Below are 15,753 nucleotides of genomic sequence, written 5' to 3'. Positions count from 1 at the left end.
GGCCCCGCACCCCGAGGGCCGCGTCCGGCGCACCGGGCTGCCCACCTACCCGTTCCAGCGCCAGCGGTACTGGATCGACCCCCCTCAGAGAGGCACGCGGTGAACTGGTTCGTCTCCGCCGGAAGCCGACCCCAGGCGCCGGTCCGGTTGTTCTGCCTGCCCTACGCCGGGGCCGGGGCCAGCGCGTTCCGCGACTGGCAGCGGGAGTTCGGCGACGACGTCGAGGTGCTGCCGGTGCAACTGCCCGGCCGGGAGAACCGGATCAGCGAGGACCCGAACTTCACCGTCGCCGAGGTCGCCGCCGCGATCGCCGGGCGGGCCGACCGGCCGTACGCGATCTACGGCCACTCGATGGGCGGGCGGGTCGGCTTCGAGGTGGTCCGCGAGCTGCGCCGCACCGGCGGGCCGCTGCCGCTGCGGCTGTACGTGGGCGGCGCCCGGGCCCCGCACGTCGACGACGCCAGCCTCTTCGACGGGCTGTCCAAGGTGGACGACGACGAGCTGCTGCGCCGGCTCGGCGACGGCGGCGGGCTGCCGGCCGGCGTGCTGGAACATCCCGAGCTGGTGGAGCTGCTGCTACCCCTGCTGCGCGCGGACTTCGGCCGGGTGGACAGCTACCGGTACGTCCCGGGCGAGCCGCTGCCGGTGCCGGTCGTGGTGTTCAGCGGGCGGTCCGACCGGGCGGTCAGCCACGCCCAGAGCGTCGGCTGGGATCGGCACACCGCCGCCGGGTTCACCCTGCACGAGATCGACGGCGGGCACTTCTTCCTGCACGACCGCCTCCCCGAGTTGGCCGCGACGATCCGGGCCGACCTCACGACCGCCGTCCGGGTCGCCGGCGCGAACGGGACCGCACCGGCCCCGGACGGCCCCCCGGCGACGGCGGGGCACCGGGTGCCGCTGGGCGACACCGGTTGGTCGGTGTGGCGCGACGCGATCCTGCGCACCACCGGCTTCCCCGCCGACGGGCTCACCGCGCTCGGCGCCCCGCAGGCCGCCGCGGCGGCCGACGAGCTGATCGCCACCGGCGCCGGGGAGGAGCGGTTCGACAAGGAGTTCGCCGAGGCCCTCACCGCCACCGCCGGCCGGCTCAGTGAGCTGGCCGCCGACCCGCTGCTGCGCGAGGCCGTCACCTGGCAGAACCGCAACGCCCTGCTCGCCCTCGACGGGCTGGCCCGTGGCGGCGCGGACGCGTCCCGCAACGTGCGCCGCAGGGACCGCGAGCGGGCCCTGCTCAAGTACTGGCAGCGCTACTGCGGCAAGAACGAGACCGTCGGCTTCTTCGGCCCGAGCTGCTGGGTCACCCTCGACCCGGAGCTGGCCGACATGGCCCGGGTGCGGCCCGGCGCGGGGCTGACCCGGCGGCGCTGGGTGTGGTTCGAGTCGTGGGCGCTGTCCGCGTACGGCGACCGGCTCGGCGCCGACCTCGCGGTGCGGCAGTGGTGGCCGCCGATGCTCCAGCCCCACCTGAGCCTGCGCGACCGGTCCGTGCTGCGGCCCGGCCGCCCCCCGGTCACCCTCACCCCCGTCGAGGCGGCCCTGCTCGCCGCCGCCGACGGCCGCCGCCCCGCCCGGGACCTGGTCACCGACCCGGCCGTCGGGCTGCGCCGCGCCGAGGACGGCTACGCGCTGCTGGACCGGCTGGTCGAGCGGGAGCTGATCACCTGGGACGCCGCCCTGCCGGTCGCCCCCGACGCCGAGGACGTGCTCGCGGCGCGGATCGACGCCATCGGCGACGAGCCGGCCCGGCGGGCCGCCCGGGCCGGGCTGGACCGGCTGCGCGCCGCCCGCGACGAGGTGGCCACCGCCGCCGGCGACCCCGACCGGCTGCGCGCCGCCCTCGACCGGCTCGACGAGACGTTCACCGAGCTGACCGGCCAGCCGGCCCGCCGCCGCGCCGGCCAGATGTACGCCGGGCGCACCCTCTGCTACGAGGACACCGCCCGCGACCTCGACGTGGCCTTCGGCGCCCCGCTGCTGGCCGAGCTGGCCGCCCCGCTCGCCGTGCTGCTGCGGGCCGCCCGCTGGCTGGCCGGCGAGCTGGAGCAGGCGTACGGGGCCACGTTCCGCGAGCTGTACGACGAGCTGCGCGCCGAGGCCGGCGACGGCCCGGTGTCGCTGGCCGACCTGTGGTTCCTCGTGCAGGGCCTGTTCTGGGGCACCGGCGAGCGGCCCGTCGACGCGGTGGCCGCCGAGTTCGCCGCCCGCTGGGCCGGGCTGTTCGGCCTGGCCGACCTGCCCCCGGGCGCCACCGAGGTGCGGCTGTCCGTCGCCGACCTGGCCGACCGGGCCGCCGAGGTGTTCCCGGCCCGCGCGAGCGAGTGGACCAGCGCCCGGCTGCACAGCCCCGACCTGCAGATCTGCGCTACCGACGCCGACGCCCTCGCCCGTGGCGACTACACCGTCGTGCTCGGCGAGCTGCACGCCGCCTGGCCGTCCTTCGACTGCCAGGTGTTCACCCCGTCCCATCCGGACGTCGAGCGGCTGCGCGCGGCGCTGGCCGCGGACCTCGGCACGCACCGGATGCGGCTGCTGTTCCCGGCCGACTGGCCCCGCCGCACCAGCCGCACCGCCGAGGCGCTGGTCGGCCCGACGGACCGGCAGCTCGCGTTCCTGCCCGCGCCGGGCGTCGACCCGGACCGGGTGCTGCCCACCGTGGACCTGACCGTGTCCGACTCCGACGGCCGGCTCGTGGCCACCGCCCGCGACGGGTCCCGCTGGCCGCTGACCGAGGTGTTCGCCGGGCTGCTCAGCGGCCACGCGGTCGACGGGTTCAAGCTGGTCGCCGCCGCCCCGTACACGCCCCGGATCACCCTGGACCGGCTGGTGGTGGCCCGACAGACCTGGCGTACCACGGTGGGCGAGTGCGGCCTGGCCGACGTCACCAGCGAACGGGACCGGTTCCTCGCCGTCCGCCGCTGGCGGCGCGAGGAGGGCCTGCCCGAGCTGGTGTACGTCAAGCTCGGCACCGAGACCAAGCCCTGCTTCGTCGACCTGGGCAGCCCCGCGTACGCCGCGATGTTCAGCGCCATGGTCCGGGCGGCCCGCAAGGACGGCGGGGACGGGGTGTCGCTGACCGTCAGCGAGATGCTGCCGACACCGGACGACGCGTGGGTGCCCGACGGCGCCGGTCGGCGCTACTTCAGCGAGCTGCGGCTGCACATTGTCGACGACGAGGGGCGGTCCGGCCGATGAACCATCTGCTGCCACTGGGTGACACCGGCTGGTCGGTGTGGCGGGACGTGGTGCTGCGCACCGCCGGCTTCCCCGCCGCCGGGCTCGACCGGTTCGCCGCGCCGGAGGCCGCGGCCACCGCCGACGGGCTGCTCGCCGGCCAGTTCACCGCCGAGGTCTGCGAGAAGGTGGTCCTCGAGGCGTTCGCGCGGTCCTCCGCCACGCTCGGCGAGATCTGCGCCGACCCGCTGCTGCGGGAGGCCGTCACCTGGCAGAACCCCGACATGCTGGTGGCCCTGGACGGGTTGCTGCGCACCGACCCGGGGGCGCGCAACGCCCGCCGCCGCAGGCGGGAGATCGCGGTGCTGCGCTACTGGCAGCGCTACTGCGGCAAGGCCGAGACCATCGGCTTCTTCGGGCCGGTCTGCTGGGGTGTCATCGACCCCGACACCGCCGGGACCCGGCTGACCCCGGGGCCCCGCCTGGTCAACCGGCGCGAGGTGCACTTCGAGGCGTGGGCGCTGATGGCGTACGCCGACCGGCTCGCCGACGACCTCGCGGTGCGCCGCTGGTGGGCGCCGGTGCTGCCACCCCACCTGGCCCTCGACGGACGCCGGCTGCGTCGGGCGCTGCACCCGCCGGTCGAGCTGTCCGCGCTGGAGGCCCGGCTGCTGGCCGGCTGCGACGGCCGCACCCCCGCCGGGGAGCTGGTGCGGCGGCTGTGCGCCGACGGCGACGCCGGGCTGCGCCGTGCCGACGACGGGTTCCTGCTGCTCGACCGGCTGGTCGAGCGCGGCCTGCTCACCTGGGACGCCGGCCTGCCGAACAGCCCCCGCGCCGAGCAGGTGCTCGCCGCGCGGATCGCCGCGATCGGCGACCCCGCGGTGCGGGCCGGGGTCGCCGGCGACTTCGACCGGCTCCGCGCCGCCCGCGACGAGGTGGCCGCGGCGGCCGGTGACCCCGACCGGCTCGCCGCCGCCCTGGCCGCCCTGAACGCCGAGTTCACCGCCGTCACCGGCCGGCCAGCCAGCCGGCACGGCGGGCAGATGTACACCGGCCGCACAGTGGTCTACGAGGACACCGGGCGGGACCTGGACTTCGCCGTCGGCTCCGCCGTGCTCGACGCGCTCGCCGCGCCGCTGGCGATCGTGCTGCGGGCCGCCCGCTGGCTCACCGCCGAGATCGGTGCCGCCTGCGAGCGGATCCTGGCCGAGCTGTACGCCGAGCAGGCCGCCGAGGGGCCGGTCCGGCTGGCCGACATCTGGCCGCTCGCCCAGGGGCTGATCCTCGCCCCCGACGGCCCGGTCGCGGTGGCCAGCGCCGGCTTCACCGCCCGCTGGGCCGAGCTGTTCGGGCTAGACACCGTTGCCGCCGGGCAGCCGGAGCTGCGGCTGCGCAGCGCCGACCTGGCAGCCCGGGCCGAGGCGATCTTCCCGGCCACCGCCCCCGGCTGGCCCACCGCCCGGTCACACAGCCCCGACCTGCAGATCAGCGCCACCGACGTGGCGGCGCTCAACCGGGGGGAGTTCCTGCTCGTCCTCGGTGAGCTGCACCCGGCGATGGTGCCGTTCGACAGCGCGGTGCTCAGCCCGTTCCACCCCGACCCGGCGACGCTGCGCGTCGGCATCGACGCCGACCTGGGTGCGGCCCGCGTCCGGCTGCTCTACCCGGAGGAGTTCCCGCGGCAGGCCACCCGCACCACCTGGCACTTCGACGGGCCCGCCGACCGGCAGTTCGGCATCGACACCGCCCGCGGCGGCGACCGTGAGCGGCTGGTCGCGGCCAGCGCCGTGCGGGTGGAGGACACCGGGGACGGGCTGAGCGCGGTCACCCCCGACGGCGGCCGGTGGCCGCTGGTGGAGGTCTTCGCCCACCTGCTCGGCGTCCTGCTGCTGGACAGCTTCAAGCTGCTCGCCCCGGCCCCCACCACCCCCCGGATCACCATCGACCGGCTGGTCGTGGCCCGGCGCACCTGGCGCACCACCGTCGCCGACAGCGGCCTGGCCGGGGTCACCGGCGACACCGGGCGGTACCTGGCGGTGCGCCGCTGGCGGGAGCGCCTCGGCCTGCCCGAGCGGGTGTTCGTCAAGGTGGGCACCGAGGTCAAGCCCTGCTACTTCGACCTGACCGGCCCGCTGTACGCCCAGTCGCTGTGCGCGATGGCCGACGCCGCCGCCCGGACCGCCCCGGACGTCTCGCTCACGGTCAGCGAGCTGCTGCCCGCCCCCGCCGACGCCTGGGTCACCGACGCGGCCGGGGACGGCTACGTCAGCGAGCTGCGCCTGCAGATCACCGATCCAGCCACCTACCGGGGAGAACACGGGTGACCGACATCCTGTCCATCAGCGCCGCGCACGGGGAGCCGCTGCCCTGGCCCGACGCCACGCTGGCCGAGCTGATCACCGCCCAGGCCGCGCGGACCCCGGATGCGGTGGCGGTGCGCCAGTGGGACGAGCGGCTCACCTACCGGGAACTGGTCGACCGGGCCGCCGGCGTGGCCGCCGCGCTGCGCGAGCGCGGCGTCGGCCGGCAGAGCCGGGTCGGGGTGTGCGGCGAGCGCCGGCCCGACCTGGTGGTCACCGTCCTCGGCGTGCTGCTCGCCGGCGGCTGCTACGTGCCGCTGGAGCCGGGCGGCCCGCGCCGGCGGCTGCGCGAGATCGCCGCCGACGCCGGGGTCCGGGTCGTCGTCGGCGACGCCGCCGAGGCCGAGTTCGGCGACCTGCCCGGCGTCGAGACCGTCGCGCTGCCCGGCCCCGCCCCGCTCGCCCCCTGCCCGGCCCGCCCCGGCGACCCGGCGTACGTGCTGTTCACCTCCGGCTCCACCGGCCGGCCCAAGGGGGTGCTCACCACCCACCGCAACGTCGTCGAGTTCGTCACCGGCTGGGCGGCCCTGTCCGGCGCGGACGCCTCGATGCGCAGCGTCGGCATCGCCTCGCTCGGCTTCGACGCGGCCGTCATCGACCTGTTCGTCCCGCTGCTCCTCGGCGGCGCGGTGCAGCTCCTCGGCGCCGACGACCGGTCCGACCCGGCCCGGCTGACCCGGTTCGTCGCCGAGCACGAGGTGAACTGGGGCTTCATCACCCCGACCGTGCTGGCCATGTTGGATCCGGCCGAGCTGCCCGGCTGGCGCACCGTGCTCTGCGGCGGCGAGGCCGTGCCCGCCGAGCTGGCCACCCGCTGGGCGCCCGGCCGGCGCTTCATCAACAGCTACGGCCCCACCGAGACCACGGTGGTGGCGGTCAGCGGCGAGCTGACCGACGCCGAGACCGATCCGGTGCCGATCGGCGTTCCGCTGCCCAACCACCGGGCGTACGTGGTCGACGCCGAGCTGCGCCCGGTGCCGCCGGGGGAGACCGGTGAGCTGCTGATCGGCGGCCCCGGCCTGGCCGACGGGTACCTCGGCCGGCCCGGCCTGACCGCCGAGCGGTTCGTGCCCGACCCGTTCTCCGGGCAGCCCGGACAGCGGCTGTACCGCACCGGCGACCTGGTCATCCAGGCCCCCGACGGGCGGATCGTCTACCACGGCCGGGCCGACCGGCAGGTCAAGATCCGTGGGCAGCGCATCGAGCTGGGCGAGGTCGAGGCCGTCCTCACCGGGCTGCCCGGCGTCGACCGGGTCGCCGTCGAGGCGGTCGACGGGCCAGCCGGCGCCGAGCTGGTCGCGTTCCTCACCCCCGCCGACGCCCCCGACGACGCGGCGCTGCGCGCGTACGCCGAGCCCCGGCTGACCGCCGCGATGCGCCCGGCCCGGACGGTGCGCCTGGCCGCGCTTCCGGTCAGCCCGACCACCGGCAAGCTGGACCGGCCGGCGCTGCGCGCCCTGGCCGCCGCCCGTCCCGCGCCGGTGGCCGACGACGGGCCGGCCGGCGCCGACCCGGTCACCCGGGCCGTGGCCCGGGCCTGGGCCCGGCTGCTCGGCGCCGCCCCCGGCCCGGACACCGACTTCCTCGCCGCCGGCGGGAACTCCATCGCCGCGATGCGGCTGGTCGCCGCGCTCCGGGCCGAGCTGGGCCGGCACGTCGACACCCGGGACGTGTTCGCCGGCCGCACCCTGACCGGCATCGCCGCGCGGATCACCGCCGCCGCCCCGGACCCCGGCGACGGGCTGAGCACCGGCAACCCGCCCACCCTGTCCCCGCCGCAGCGCCGGCTGTGGTTCGTCGACCAGCTCGCCCCGTCCAGCGCGCCCTACAACATCGCGGTGGCCCACCGGCTGCGCGGCGAGCTGGACGTCCCCGCCCTCGGCGCGGCCCTGCGGGCGGTGGCCCAGCGGCACGACGTGCTGCGCTGGCGCATCCCGCAGACCGCCGGGGTGCCGTACGCGGTGTGCGAGGAGCCCACCGACGTGGCGGTGCCGGTGGTCGACCTGACCGGCGGGGCCGACCCGGAGGCGGAGCTGGCCGGGATGCTCGCCGCCGGGGCGGCGCACGCGTTCGACCTGGCCACCGGGCCGCCCTGGCAGGTCGCCGTGTACCGGCTCGGCCCGGCCGCGCACGTGCTCGCGATCACCTGGCACCACGCCGTGTTCGACGGCTGGTCCGAGGCGGTGTTCTACGACGACCTCGCCGCCGCGTACGCGCAGGCCGTCGCCGGGACCGCCCCGGGGCTGCCCGCCGTGGCCGCCCGGTACGCCGACTACGCCGTCTGGCGGGCCGAGCGGGACCGCCGGCGCGGCGCCGACGACCTGGCCTGGTGGGCCGAGCACCTGCGCGGCGCGCCGACCGTGCTCGACCTGCCCCGCGACCGGCCCCGCCCCACCGTGCAGACGTACGCCGGCGTGGAGGCCGCGGTCACCCTCTCCGCCGAGGCGGACCGGGCGGTGCGGGCGCTCGCCGAGCGGCGCGGCACGGGCGCCGCGGCAGTGCTGCTGGCCGGCTTCGGCGAGCTGCTCAGCCGGCTCACCGGCGGCGACGACCACGTCGTCGGGGCGATCGTCGCCGACCGGCGGCTGGCCGCGTTCGACGACGTCGTCGGGTTCTTCATCGACACCGTCCCGGTGCGGGTACGCACCGGCGGGGCGAGCTTCGCCGAGCTGGTCGACCGCTGCGCCACCGAGCTGCACGAGGTCACCGCCCACCCCGGCGCCCCGCTGGAGAGGATCGTCGAGGCGCTCGGCGTCGGCCGGGACACCTCCCGGGCGCCGCTGGTGCAGGTGCTGTTCAACGTGCTCAACTTCGCCGAGCCCCGGCTGGCGCTGGCCGGGCTGACCGGCGAGCCGGTGCCGGTGCCCAAGCCCGGTTCCCCGTTCGACATCACCGTGTACGTGGTGGAGCGGGCCGGCCGGCTCGGCGTCGAGGTGGTGCACAACCCAGACCTGTTCGAGGCCGACCGGATCGACGCGTTGCTGGCCGACCTGGCCGCCCTGGTCGGGGCGCTGGCCGCCACCCCCGCCGCGCCGGCCGCCGAGGTCGCCGCCGAGCTGCCCCGGCCGACCGTGCGTACCGCCCAACTCGGCGCGATGACCGTCGCCGCGACCGCCGAGCCCGCGCGGCCGGTGGCGCTGCCCGCCGGCCCGGACGCGCTCACCGACACCGAGGATCTGGTCGCCGGCGTCTGGCGGGAGGTCCTGGAACGCGACCAGGTCGGGGTCACCGACAACTTCTTCGACATCGGCGGGCACTCGCTCGCCCTGGCCGCCGTGCACGCCCGGCTGACCGCCGCCACCGGCCGGTCGATCGCGATGCTCGACCTGTTCCGCTATCCCACCGTCCGGGCCCTCGCCGCCCACCTCGACGGTGCGGCCGACCGGCCGGAACTGGCCCGCGCCGCGCTGCGGGCCGCCGCCCGCCGCAGCCGGACCCGACGTATCCCTCCCCGCCGCCCCGGCGGCACCGCGTGACGAAGGACAACCTGATGGACAACGCGATCGAAACCGACAATCCCGCCGCCGACGGCATCGAGCCGATCGCGATCGTCGGGCTGGCCGCCCGGCTGCCCGGCGCCGCCGACGTGCACGAGTTCTGGCGCAACCTGGTCGACGGCGTCGAGTCGGTCACCGAGCTGACCCGCGACGAGCAGCTCGCCCGGGGCGTCACTCCCGAGGAGCTCGACGACCCGGGCTGGGTCAACAAGGCCCCCCTGGTCGACGGCTACGACCAGTTCGACGCCGGGCTGTTCGGGATGACCGCCCGGGAGGCCGACATCACCGACCCGCAGCACCGGCTGTTCCTGGAGACCTGCTACACCGCCCTGCAGGACGCCGGCTACGACCCGGCCCGCTACGACGGGGCCGTGGGCGTGTACGCCGGCGCCGGCGGCACCGGGTACCTGCACCGCAACGTGCTGCACAACAAGCGGGTCGGCGGCAACCCGCACAACGCCGTCTCCATCGCCACCAGCAACTCGCCCAACTACGTGGCGACCAACGTGTCGTACCGGCTGGACCTGCGCGGGCCGAGCCTGACCGTGCACACCGCCTGCTCGACCTCCCTGGTCGCGTTCCACCTGGCCTGCGAGGCGCTGCGTAACGGCGAGTGCGACATGGCCCTGGCCGGCGGCGTCAACATCGAGCTGCCGCACGCCGGCTACCTCGGTATGGACGGCTTCACCTCTCCCGACGGGCGGTGCCGGCCGTTCGACGCGGAGGCGAACGGCACCGTTTGGGGCAGCGGCGTCGGGGTGACCCTGCTCAAGCGGCTCTCCGACGCGATCGCCGACGGCGACCACATCCGCGCCGTGGTGCTCGGCAACGCCATCAACAACGACGGCGCCGGCAAGGTCGGCTTCACCGCCCCCAGCGTCGACGGTCAGATGGAGGCTGTCGCCCAGGCCGTCGGGATGGCCGCGGTCGACCCGCGCACCATCAGCTACGTCGAGGCGCACGGCACCGGCACCGCGATGGGCGACCCGATCGAGGTCGCCGCCCTGTCGGCGGTGTACACGAAGGACACCGACGACCGGGGCTGGTGCGGCATCGGCTCGGTCAAGTCCAACATCGGCCACCTCAGCCAGCCGTCCGGCATCGTCAGCGTGATCAAGACGGTGCTGGCGATGGAGCACGGGCTGATCCCGCCGACCATCAACTACGAGACCCCGAACCCGGCGATCGAGTTCGCCGACACCCCGTTCTACGTGGCGAACACCCTCACCAAGTGGGACACCGACGGGACGCCCCGCCGGGCCGGGGTCAGCTCCTTCGGCATCGGCGGCACCAACGCCCACGTCGTCCTCGAAGAGGCGCCGGAGGCACACCGGGGCGACCGGCGGGTGCGGCCCGCGCAACTGCTGCACGTGTCGGCGAAGACCGGCACCGCGCTGGAGACCGCCGTGGACCGGCTCGCCGAGCACCTCGCCGGCAACCCCGACGGCGGGGTCGCGCACCTGGCCGACGTCGCGCACACCCTGCGGGTGGGCCGGCAGCAGTACGCGCACCGGGTCGCCGTGGTCGCCGCCGACCTGCCCGACGCCGTCGCCGCGCTGCGCACCCCGCGGCGCCGGCAGGCCGGGGTCGCCGACGGGCCCGCCCCCCGGGTCGCCTTCCTCTTCTCCGGCCAGGGCAGCCAGTACGCCGGGATGGGCGCGCAGCTCTACGCCGAGGAGCCCGGCTACGCCGCCGTCGTCGACGAGTGCGCCGAGCTGCTCCGCCCCGAGCTGGGCCTGGACATCCGGGACCTGATCCTGGGCCGGGACGCGGAGGCCGCCGAGAAGCTGCTCCAGACCCGCTACACCCAGCCGGCCCTGTTCGTCGTCGAGTACGCCCTGGCCACCCACTGGCAGCGCGCCGGGGTGCGGCCGGCGGCGATGGCCGGGCACTCCATCGGCGAGTACGTCGCCGCGACCGTCGCCGGGGTGCTCGACCTGCCCGACGCGCTGCGGGTCGTCGCCGCCCGGGGCCGGCTGATGCAGTCCCTGCCGGCCGGGTCGATGCTGGCCGTCCCGCTGGACGAGTCGGCGGTCGCCGGGCTGCTGCCCGAGGGCGTCTCGATCGCCACCGTCAACGGCCCGGGCACCTGCGTGGTGGCCGGCGAGCCCGACGCGGTGGCCGCGTTCGCCGAGACGTTGAAGACCACGAAGAAGGTCAAGAGCAAGGCGCTGCGTACCTCGCACGCCTTCCACTCGCCGATGATGGACCCGATCCTCGCCGAGTTCACCGCGCTGATGGCCGCCGTGCCGCTGCGCGCGCCGAAGGTCCCGTTCCTGTCCAACGTCTCCGGCACCTGGATCACCGACGCGCAGGCCACCGATGCGGCGTACTGGGCGGCGCACCTGCGCCAGCCGGTGCGCTTCGGCGACTGCGTGGCCGCCCTGCTCGCCGAGGGCACCTGGGCGCTGGTCGAGTGCGGCCCCGGCCGGCAGTTGGCCAACCTGGCCCGGATGCAGGTCGCCAAGGGCTCGCCGGAGCAGCGGGCGCTCGTCCCGCTGGGCAGCCTGCCCGGCCCGGGGGAGCCGACCGGGGACCTGGCCACCCTGCTCACCACCGCCGGGGCGCTGTGGTGCGCCGGCCTGCCCGTGCGCACCGGCTCCGACCCGCAGGCCCGGCGGGTGTCGCTGCCGACGTACCCGTTCGAGCGGCGCCGCTACTGGGTCGACCCGGACCCGGTGCAGGAGGTCGCCGCCGCGCCGGCCGAGACCGGCCCGCGGGCGCTGCCCGAGTGGTTCGCCGTGCCGGTGTGGCGCCAGGCCGCGCCCGCGCCGGCCAGCGCCGCGCCCGGCCGCTGCCTGGTGCTGGCCGACGGCCCGCGCGGCGACGCGCTCGTCGCCGGCCTGCGCGCCGCCGGCACCGAGATCGTCGAGGTACGCGCCGGCGCCGCCTTCGCCGCCACCGACGGCGGCTTCGTGCTGCGTCCCGGCGCCCGCGAGGACCACGACGCGCTGGTCGCCGCCCTCGGCGACGACCTGCCGGGGCGGCTGGTGCACGCCTTCGCCCTCGACGGCGGGCCCACCGGCACCGACATCGCCGCCGGCTGGGCCGCCCAGGACCGGGGCTTCTTCAGCGCCCTGCACCTGGCGCAGGCCCTCGCCGGGGCCGGCCGGACCGCCGAGGACGGCTCGCTGACCCTGGACCTGGTGACCGCCGGCATCGGCGACGTGACCGGCGCGGACCTGACCCGGCCCGAGCACGCCACCCTCACCGGTCTGGCCCGGGTGCTCCCCGTCGAGCTGCCCGGGCTGACCGTCCGGCTGCTCGACGCCGACCCCGCCGCCACCGGGGCGGACGCCCTGGTCGCCGAGCTGCGCCGCCCGGTCGACCCGGAGCACACCGAGGTAACGCTGCGCGGGACCCGCCGCTGGGTCACCGGCTACGAGCAGGTCACCGTCGACGCCGAGGGCGAGCCCGGTGCGCTGCGCGACGGCGGCCGGTACGTGATCACCGGCGGCCTCGGCGGCATCGGCATCACCCTGGCCGAGGACTTCGCCCGGCGGGCCCGGGCGAAGCTGGTGCTGCTGGCCCGCTCCGGCCTGCCGCCGCGCGAGCAGTGGGACGACCACCTCGCCGTGCACGGTTCCGGCCAGGCCGACCGGGTGGGCCGGGCGATCGCCGCGATCCGCCGGATGGAGGCGGCCGGCGCGTCGGTGCTGGTGCTCGCCGCCGACGTCACCGACCCGGCCGACCTGCGCCGGGTCCGGGCCGCCGCCGAGGCCGAGTTCGGCGGGATCGACGGCCTCGTGCACGCCGCCGGCCTGCCCGGCGGCGGCATGGCCGAGGTCAAGGAGCGGGCCGAGGCCGAGCGGGTGCTCGCCCCGAAGCTCGCCGGCACCCTCGCGCTGGCCCAGGTCTTCGGCGACCTGCCGCTGGACTTCGTGGTGCTGTGTTCCTCGATCACCGCCGTGATCGGCGGCTTCGGCCAGGTCGACTACTGCGCGGCGAACAACTTCCTCGACGCGTACGCCCGCGCGGGCGCCGGCTGGGCCGCGCCGGTGGTGTCGCAGAACTGGGGCGGCTGGGCCGAGGTCGGCATGGCGGCGGAGAGCACCGCCCCGGCCGGGTTCCGGGCGTTGACCCGGGACACCGTCACCAGCACCGTCGACCACCCGGTGCTCACCACGAAGGTGACCGGCCCGGAGGGCACCGTGCTGCACGGCCTGGTCTGCGCCGCCACCCACTGGCTGCTCGACGAGCACCGGATCGGCGGGGTGCCGGTGGTGCCGGGCACCGCCCACCTGGAGTCCGTCCGCGCCGCCGTGGCCGCCGCCGTCCCCGCCCCCGGCCCGGACGCCGCGGTGGAACTGCGCGACGTGGTGTTCTTGGAGCCGTTCTCGGTGCCCGACGGCTCGGTCGCCCAGTACCGGGTGGCGCTGACCGCCGCCGAGGACGGGTCCACGGAGTTCGTGGTGCAGAGCCTCGCCGCCGGGGTGCTGCGCACCCACGTGCGTGGCGCGGCCGGCTGGACCGACGAGCCCGCCCCGCCGGCGGCCGACCTCGCCGACGTGGTCGCCCGGTCCCGCCGGGTCGACGACGACGCGTCGTTCGGTCGGGGCCGCACCAGCATGCTGACCTTCGGGCCGCGCTGGCGGTCGCTGGCCGAGCACCACCTCGCCGACGGCGAGGAACTGGCCGTCGTCGAGGCGCCCGCCGAGGCCGTCGCCGACCTGGCCGGGTGGGGGCTGCACCCCGCGCTGCTGGATGTGGCCACCGCGTTCGGCCGGGGCCAGGGCTCCGGCACCTACCTGCCGCTGTCCTACGGGCGGATCGTGGTGCGCGCCGCGCTGCCCGAGCGGTTCCACAGCCACCTGCGCCACCGCGTCGGCGGCACCGACGAGGTGGTCTCCGCCGACCTGACCCTGACCGACGTGTCAGGCCGGGAACTGGTCTCGATCAGCGACTTCGTGCTGCGCCGGGTGGACCAGTCGGCGGTCACCGGCGGGCTCACCGCTGACGCCGCCCCGGCCGAGGCCCCGGGCTCCGACGGCCCCGGCGAGGACATCCGGCCGGTGGACGGCGCGGAGGCGTTCCGGCGCAGCCTCACCGCGGGTCTCGGCGCCCAGGTGGTGATCACCACCCGGTCGGTGGCCGACATCCGGCGCCGCGCCGCCCGGGTCACCACCGAGAGCCTGGAGTCGGAGACCGACCCGTCCGCGTCCACCGCCACGGGGGAGGCCGGCGGCTCGGCCGCGCCGCGCACCGAGCTGGAGGCCACCATCGCCCAGGTGTGGCGCGACGGCCTCGGGGTGCCGGTGGTGGGCGTGGACGACGACTTCTTCGCCCTCGGCGGCAACTCCCTCGTCGCGGTGCAGCTCATCGCGTCGATGCGCAAGGCGACCGGGGTGCGGCTGCCGATGCGTAGCCTCTTCGAGACGCCCACCGTCGCCGGGCTGGCCGCCCGGATCGAGGAGTTGCGGGCCGAGGCGTCCGCCGTTGCCGAGCCGGCCACCCCGGCGGCGTCCACGAGCATCCCGCGGCTGCCCCGCGCGTGAGCACCGAGGAACAAGGGAGTACAGAGCAATGAGCGACACGATCGCCACGCTGCCGGTGGTCGTCGAGAGCGACGGCCGGGCGTTGACCGACCTCATCGACGCCCGCCGGGCCGAGCTGCGGGCCACCCTCGTCGAGCACGGCGGGCTGCTGTTCCGCGGCTTCGACGTCGGCGGCGTCGACGGCTTCGACGCGGTGGTGCGGGCGCTGGCCGGTGAGCCGCTGGCCTACACCGAGCGGTCCTCGCCCCGGCACTCCATCAAGGGCCGGGTCTACACCTCGACCGACTACCCGCCGGACGAGGAGATCTTCCTGCACAACGAGAACTCGTACCAGGCGCGCTGGCCGCTGACCCTGTTCTTCTGGTGCGTCACCCCGCCCCAGACGCGGGGCGCGACCCCCCTGGCGGACGTGCGCCGGGTGTACGAGCTGATCGACCCGGCGGTGCGGGAGGAGTTCGTCCGCCGGCGGTGGATGCTGGTGCGCAACTTCCACACCGACTTCGGCACCCGCTGGCAGGACGTGTTCAACACCGCCGACCGGGCCGAGGTCGAGGCGTACGCGGCGGCCAACCGGATCGCCGTGGAGTGGGTCGGCGGGGACGGGCTGCGCACCCGCGCCGTGCGCGACGTGGTGCACCACCGGCCCGGCTCGGAGACCCCGCGCTGGTTCAACCACGCCACCTTCTTCCACCTGAGCACCCTGCCGAAGGACTACCAGGAGGGGCTGCTGGCGATGTTCGGCCCCGACGGCTTGCCGTCCAACACCTACTACGGCGACGGCGGCGAGATCCCCGCCGACGTGCTGGACCACCTGCGGGCCGCCTACCGGGCCGCCAGCGTCCGCTTCGACTACCAGCGCGACGACGTGCTGGTGGTGGACAACATGACCGCTGCGCACGCCCGGGAGCCGTTCACCGGCCCCCGCAAGATCGCCGTCGCGATGGCCGAGCCGCACACCCCCGAGAGCACTGGAGACAACTGATGGCCGAATCCCGATTCCTGGTCGTGCGCAACGACGAGGAGCAGTACTCGATCTGGTCGGCCGACCGGGAGCTCCCCGCGGGCTGGAACGCCACCGGCTTCGCCGGCACCCGCGAGGAGTGCCTGGCGCACATCGACACCGTGTGGACCGACATGCGACCCCGCTCCGTACGCGAGGCGAGCCTGTGAGCGCGAGGAGTGCAGCGCAGCGGAGCCCCGCAGTCGTGAACGAGAGGTGGGCCC

General features: G+C 76.3%; 6 protein-coding genes. All 6 read left to right on the top strand.

Annotation, left to right across the window (positions count from 1 at the left end):
• The first annotated feature begins 99 nt into the window (after positions 1-99).
• From C5N14_RS10055 to C5N14_RS10030, 6 genes are read left to right on the top strand one after another with little or no spacing between them, the layout of a single operon-like run.
• Complete coding sequence (locus tag C5N14_RS10055) at positions 100-3,195, top strand: thioesterase domain-containing protein (RefSeq protein WP_117667814.1); 3,096 nt, start codon at positions 100-102, stop codon at positions 3,193-3,195.
• Entirely contained in the window at positions 3,192-5,501 is a 2,310-nt protein-coding gene (locus tag C5N14_RS10050) for a lantibiotic dehydratase (protein WP_117667813.1), read from the top strand. The genes C5N14_RS10055 and C5N14_RS10050 overlap by 4 nt, the downstream gene beginning before the upstream one ends.
• The gene (locus C5N14_RS10045) at positions 5,498-9,013 is read left to right on the top strand and encodes a non-ribosomal peptide synthetase (RefSeq protein ID WP_117667812.1); all 3,516 of its coding nucleotides are present in this window, start codon (positions 5,498-5,500) and stop codon (positions 9,011-9,013) included. Before C5N14_RS10050 ends, C5N14_RS10045 begins: the two co-directional genes overlap by 4 nt.
• A 14-nt stretch (positions 9,014-9,027) precedes the next feature.
• Positions 9,028-14,529, top strand: coding sequence for a type I polyketide synthase (locus C5N14_RS10040; RefSeq protein WP_243639392.1), 5,502 nt, complete (start codon positions 9,028-9,030; stop codon positions 14,527-14,529).
• Positions 14,530-14,557: 28 nt separating this feature from the next.
• Positions 14,558-15,511: a TauD/TfdA family dioxygenase gene (locus C5N14_RS10035; protein WP_117667811.1), complete on the top strand. Its 954-nt coding sequence runs from the start codon at positions 14,558-14,560 to the stop codon at positions 15,509-15,511.
• The gene (locus C5N14_RS10030) at positions 15,511-15,699 is read left to right on the top strand and encodes an MbtH family NRPS accessory protein (protein WP_117667810.1); all 189 of its coding nucleotides are present in this window, start codon (positions 15,511-15,513) and stop codon (positions 15,697-15,699) included. Before C5N14_RS10035 ends, C5N14_RS10030 begins: the two co-directional genes overlap by 1 nt.
• Positions 15,700-15,753 lie beyond the last annotated feature (54 nt).

Source organism: Micromonospora sp. MW-13 (genome assembly GCF_003434305.1).
Lineage (GTDB): Bacteria > Actinomycetota > Actinomycetes > Mycobacteriales > Micromonosporaceae > Micromonospora.
This window is presented reverse-complemented; position numbering and strand designations above follow the sequence as displayed.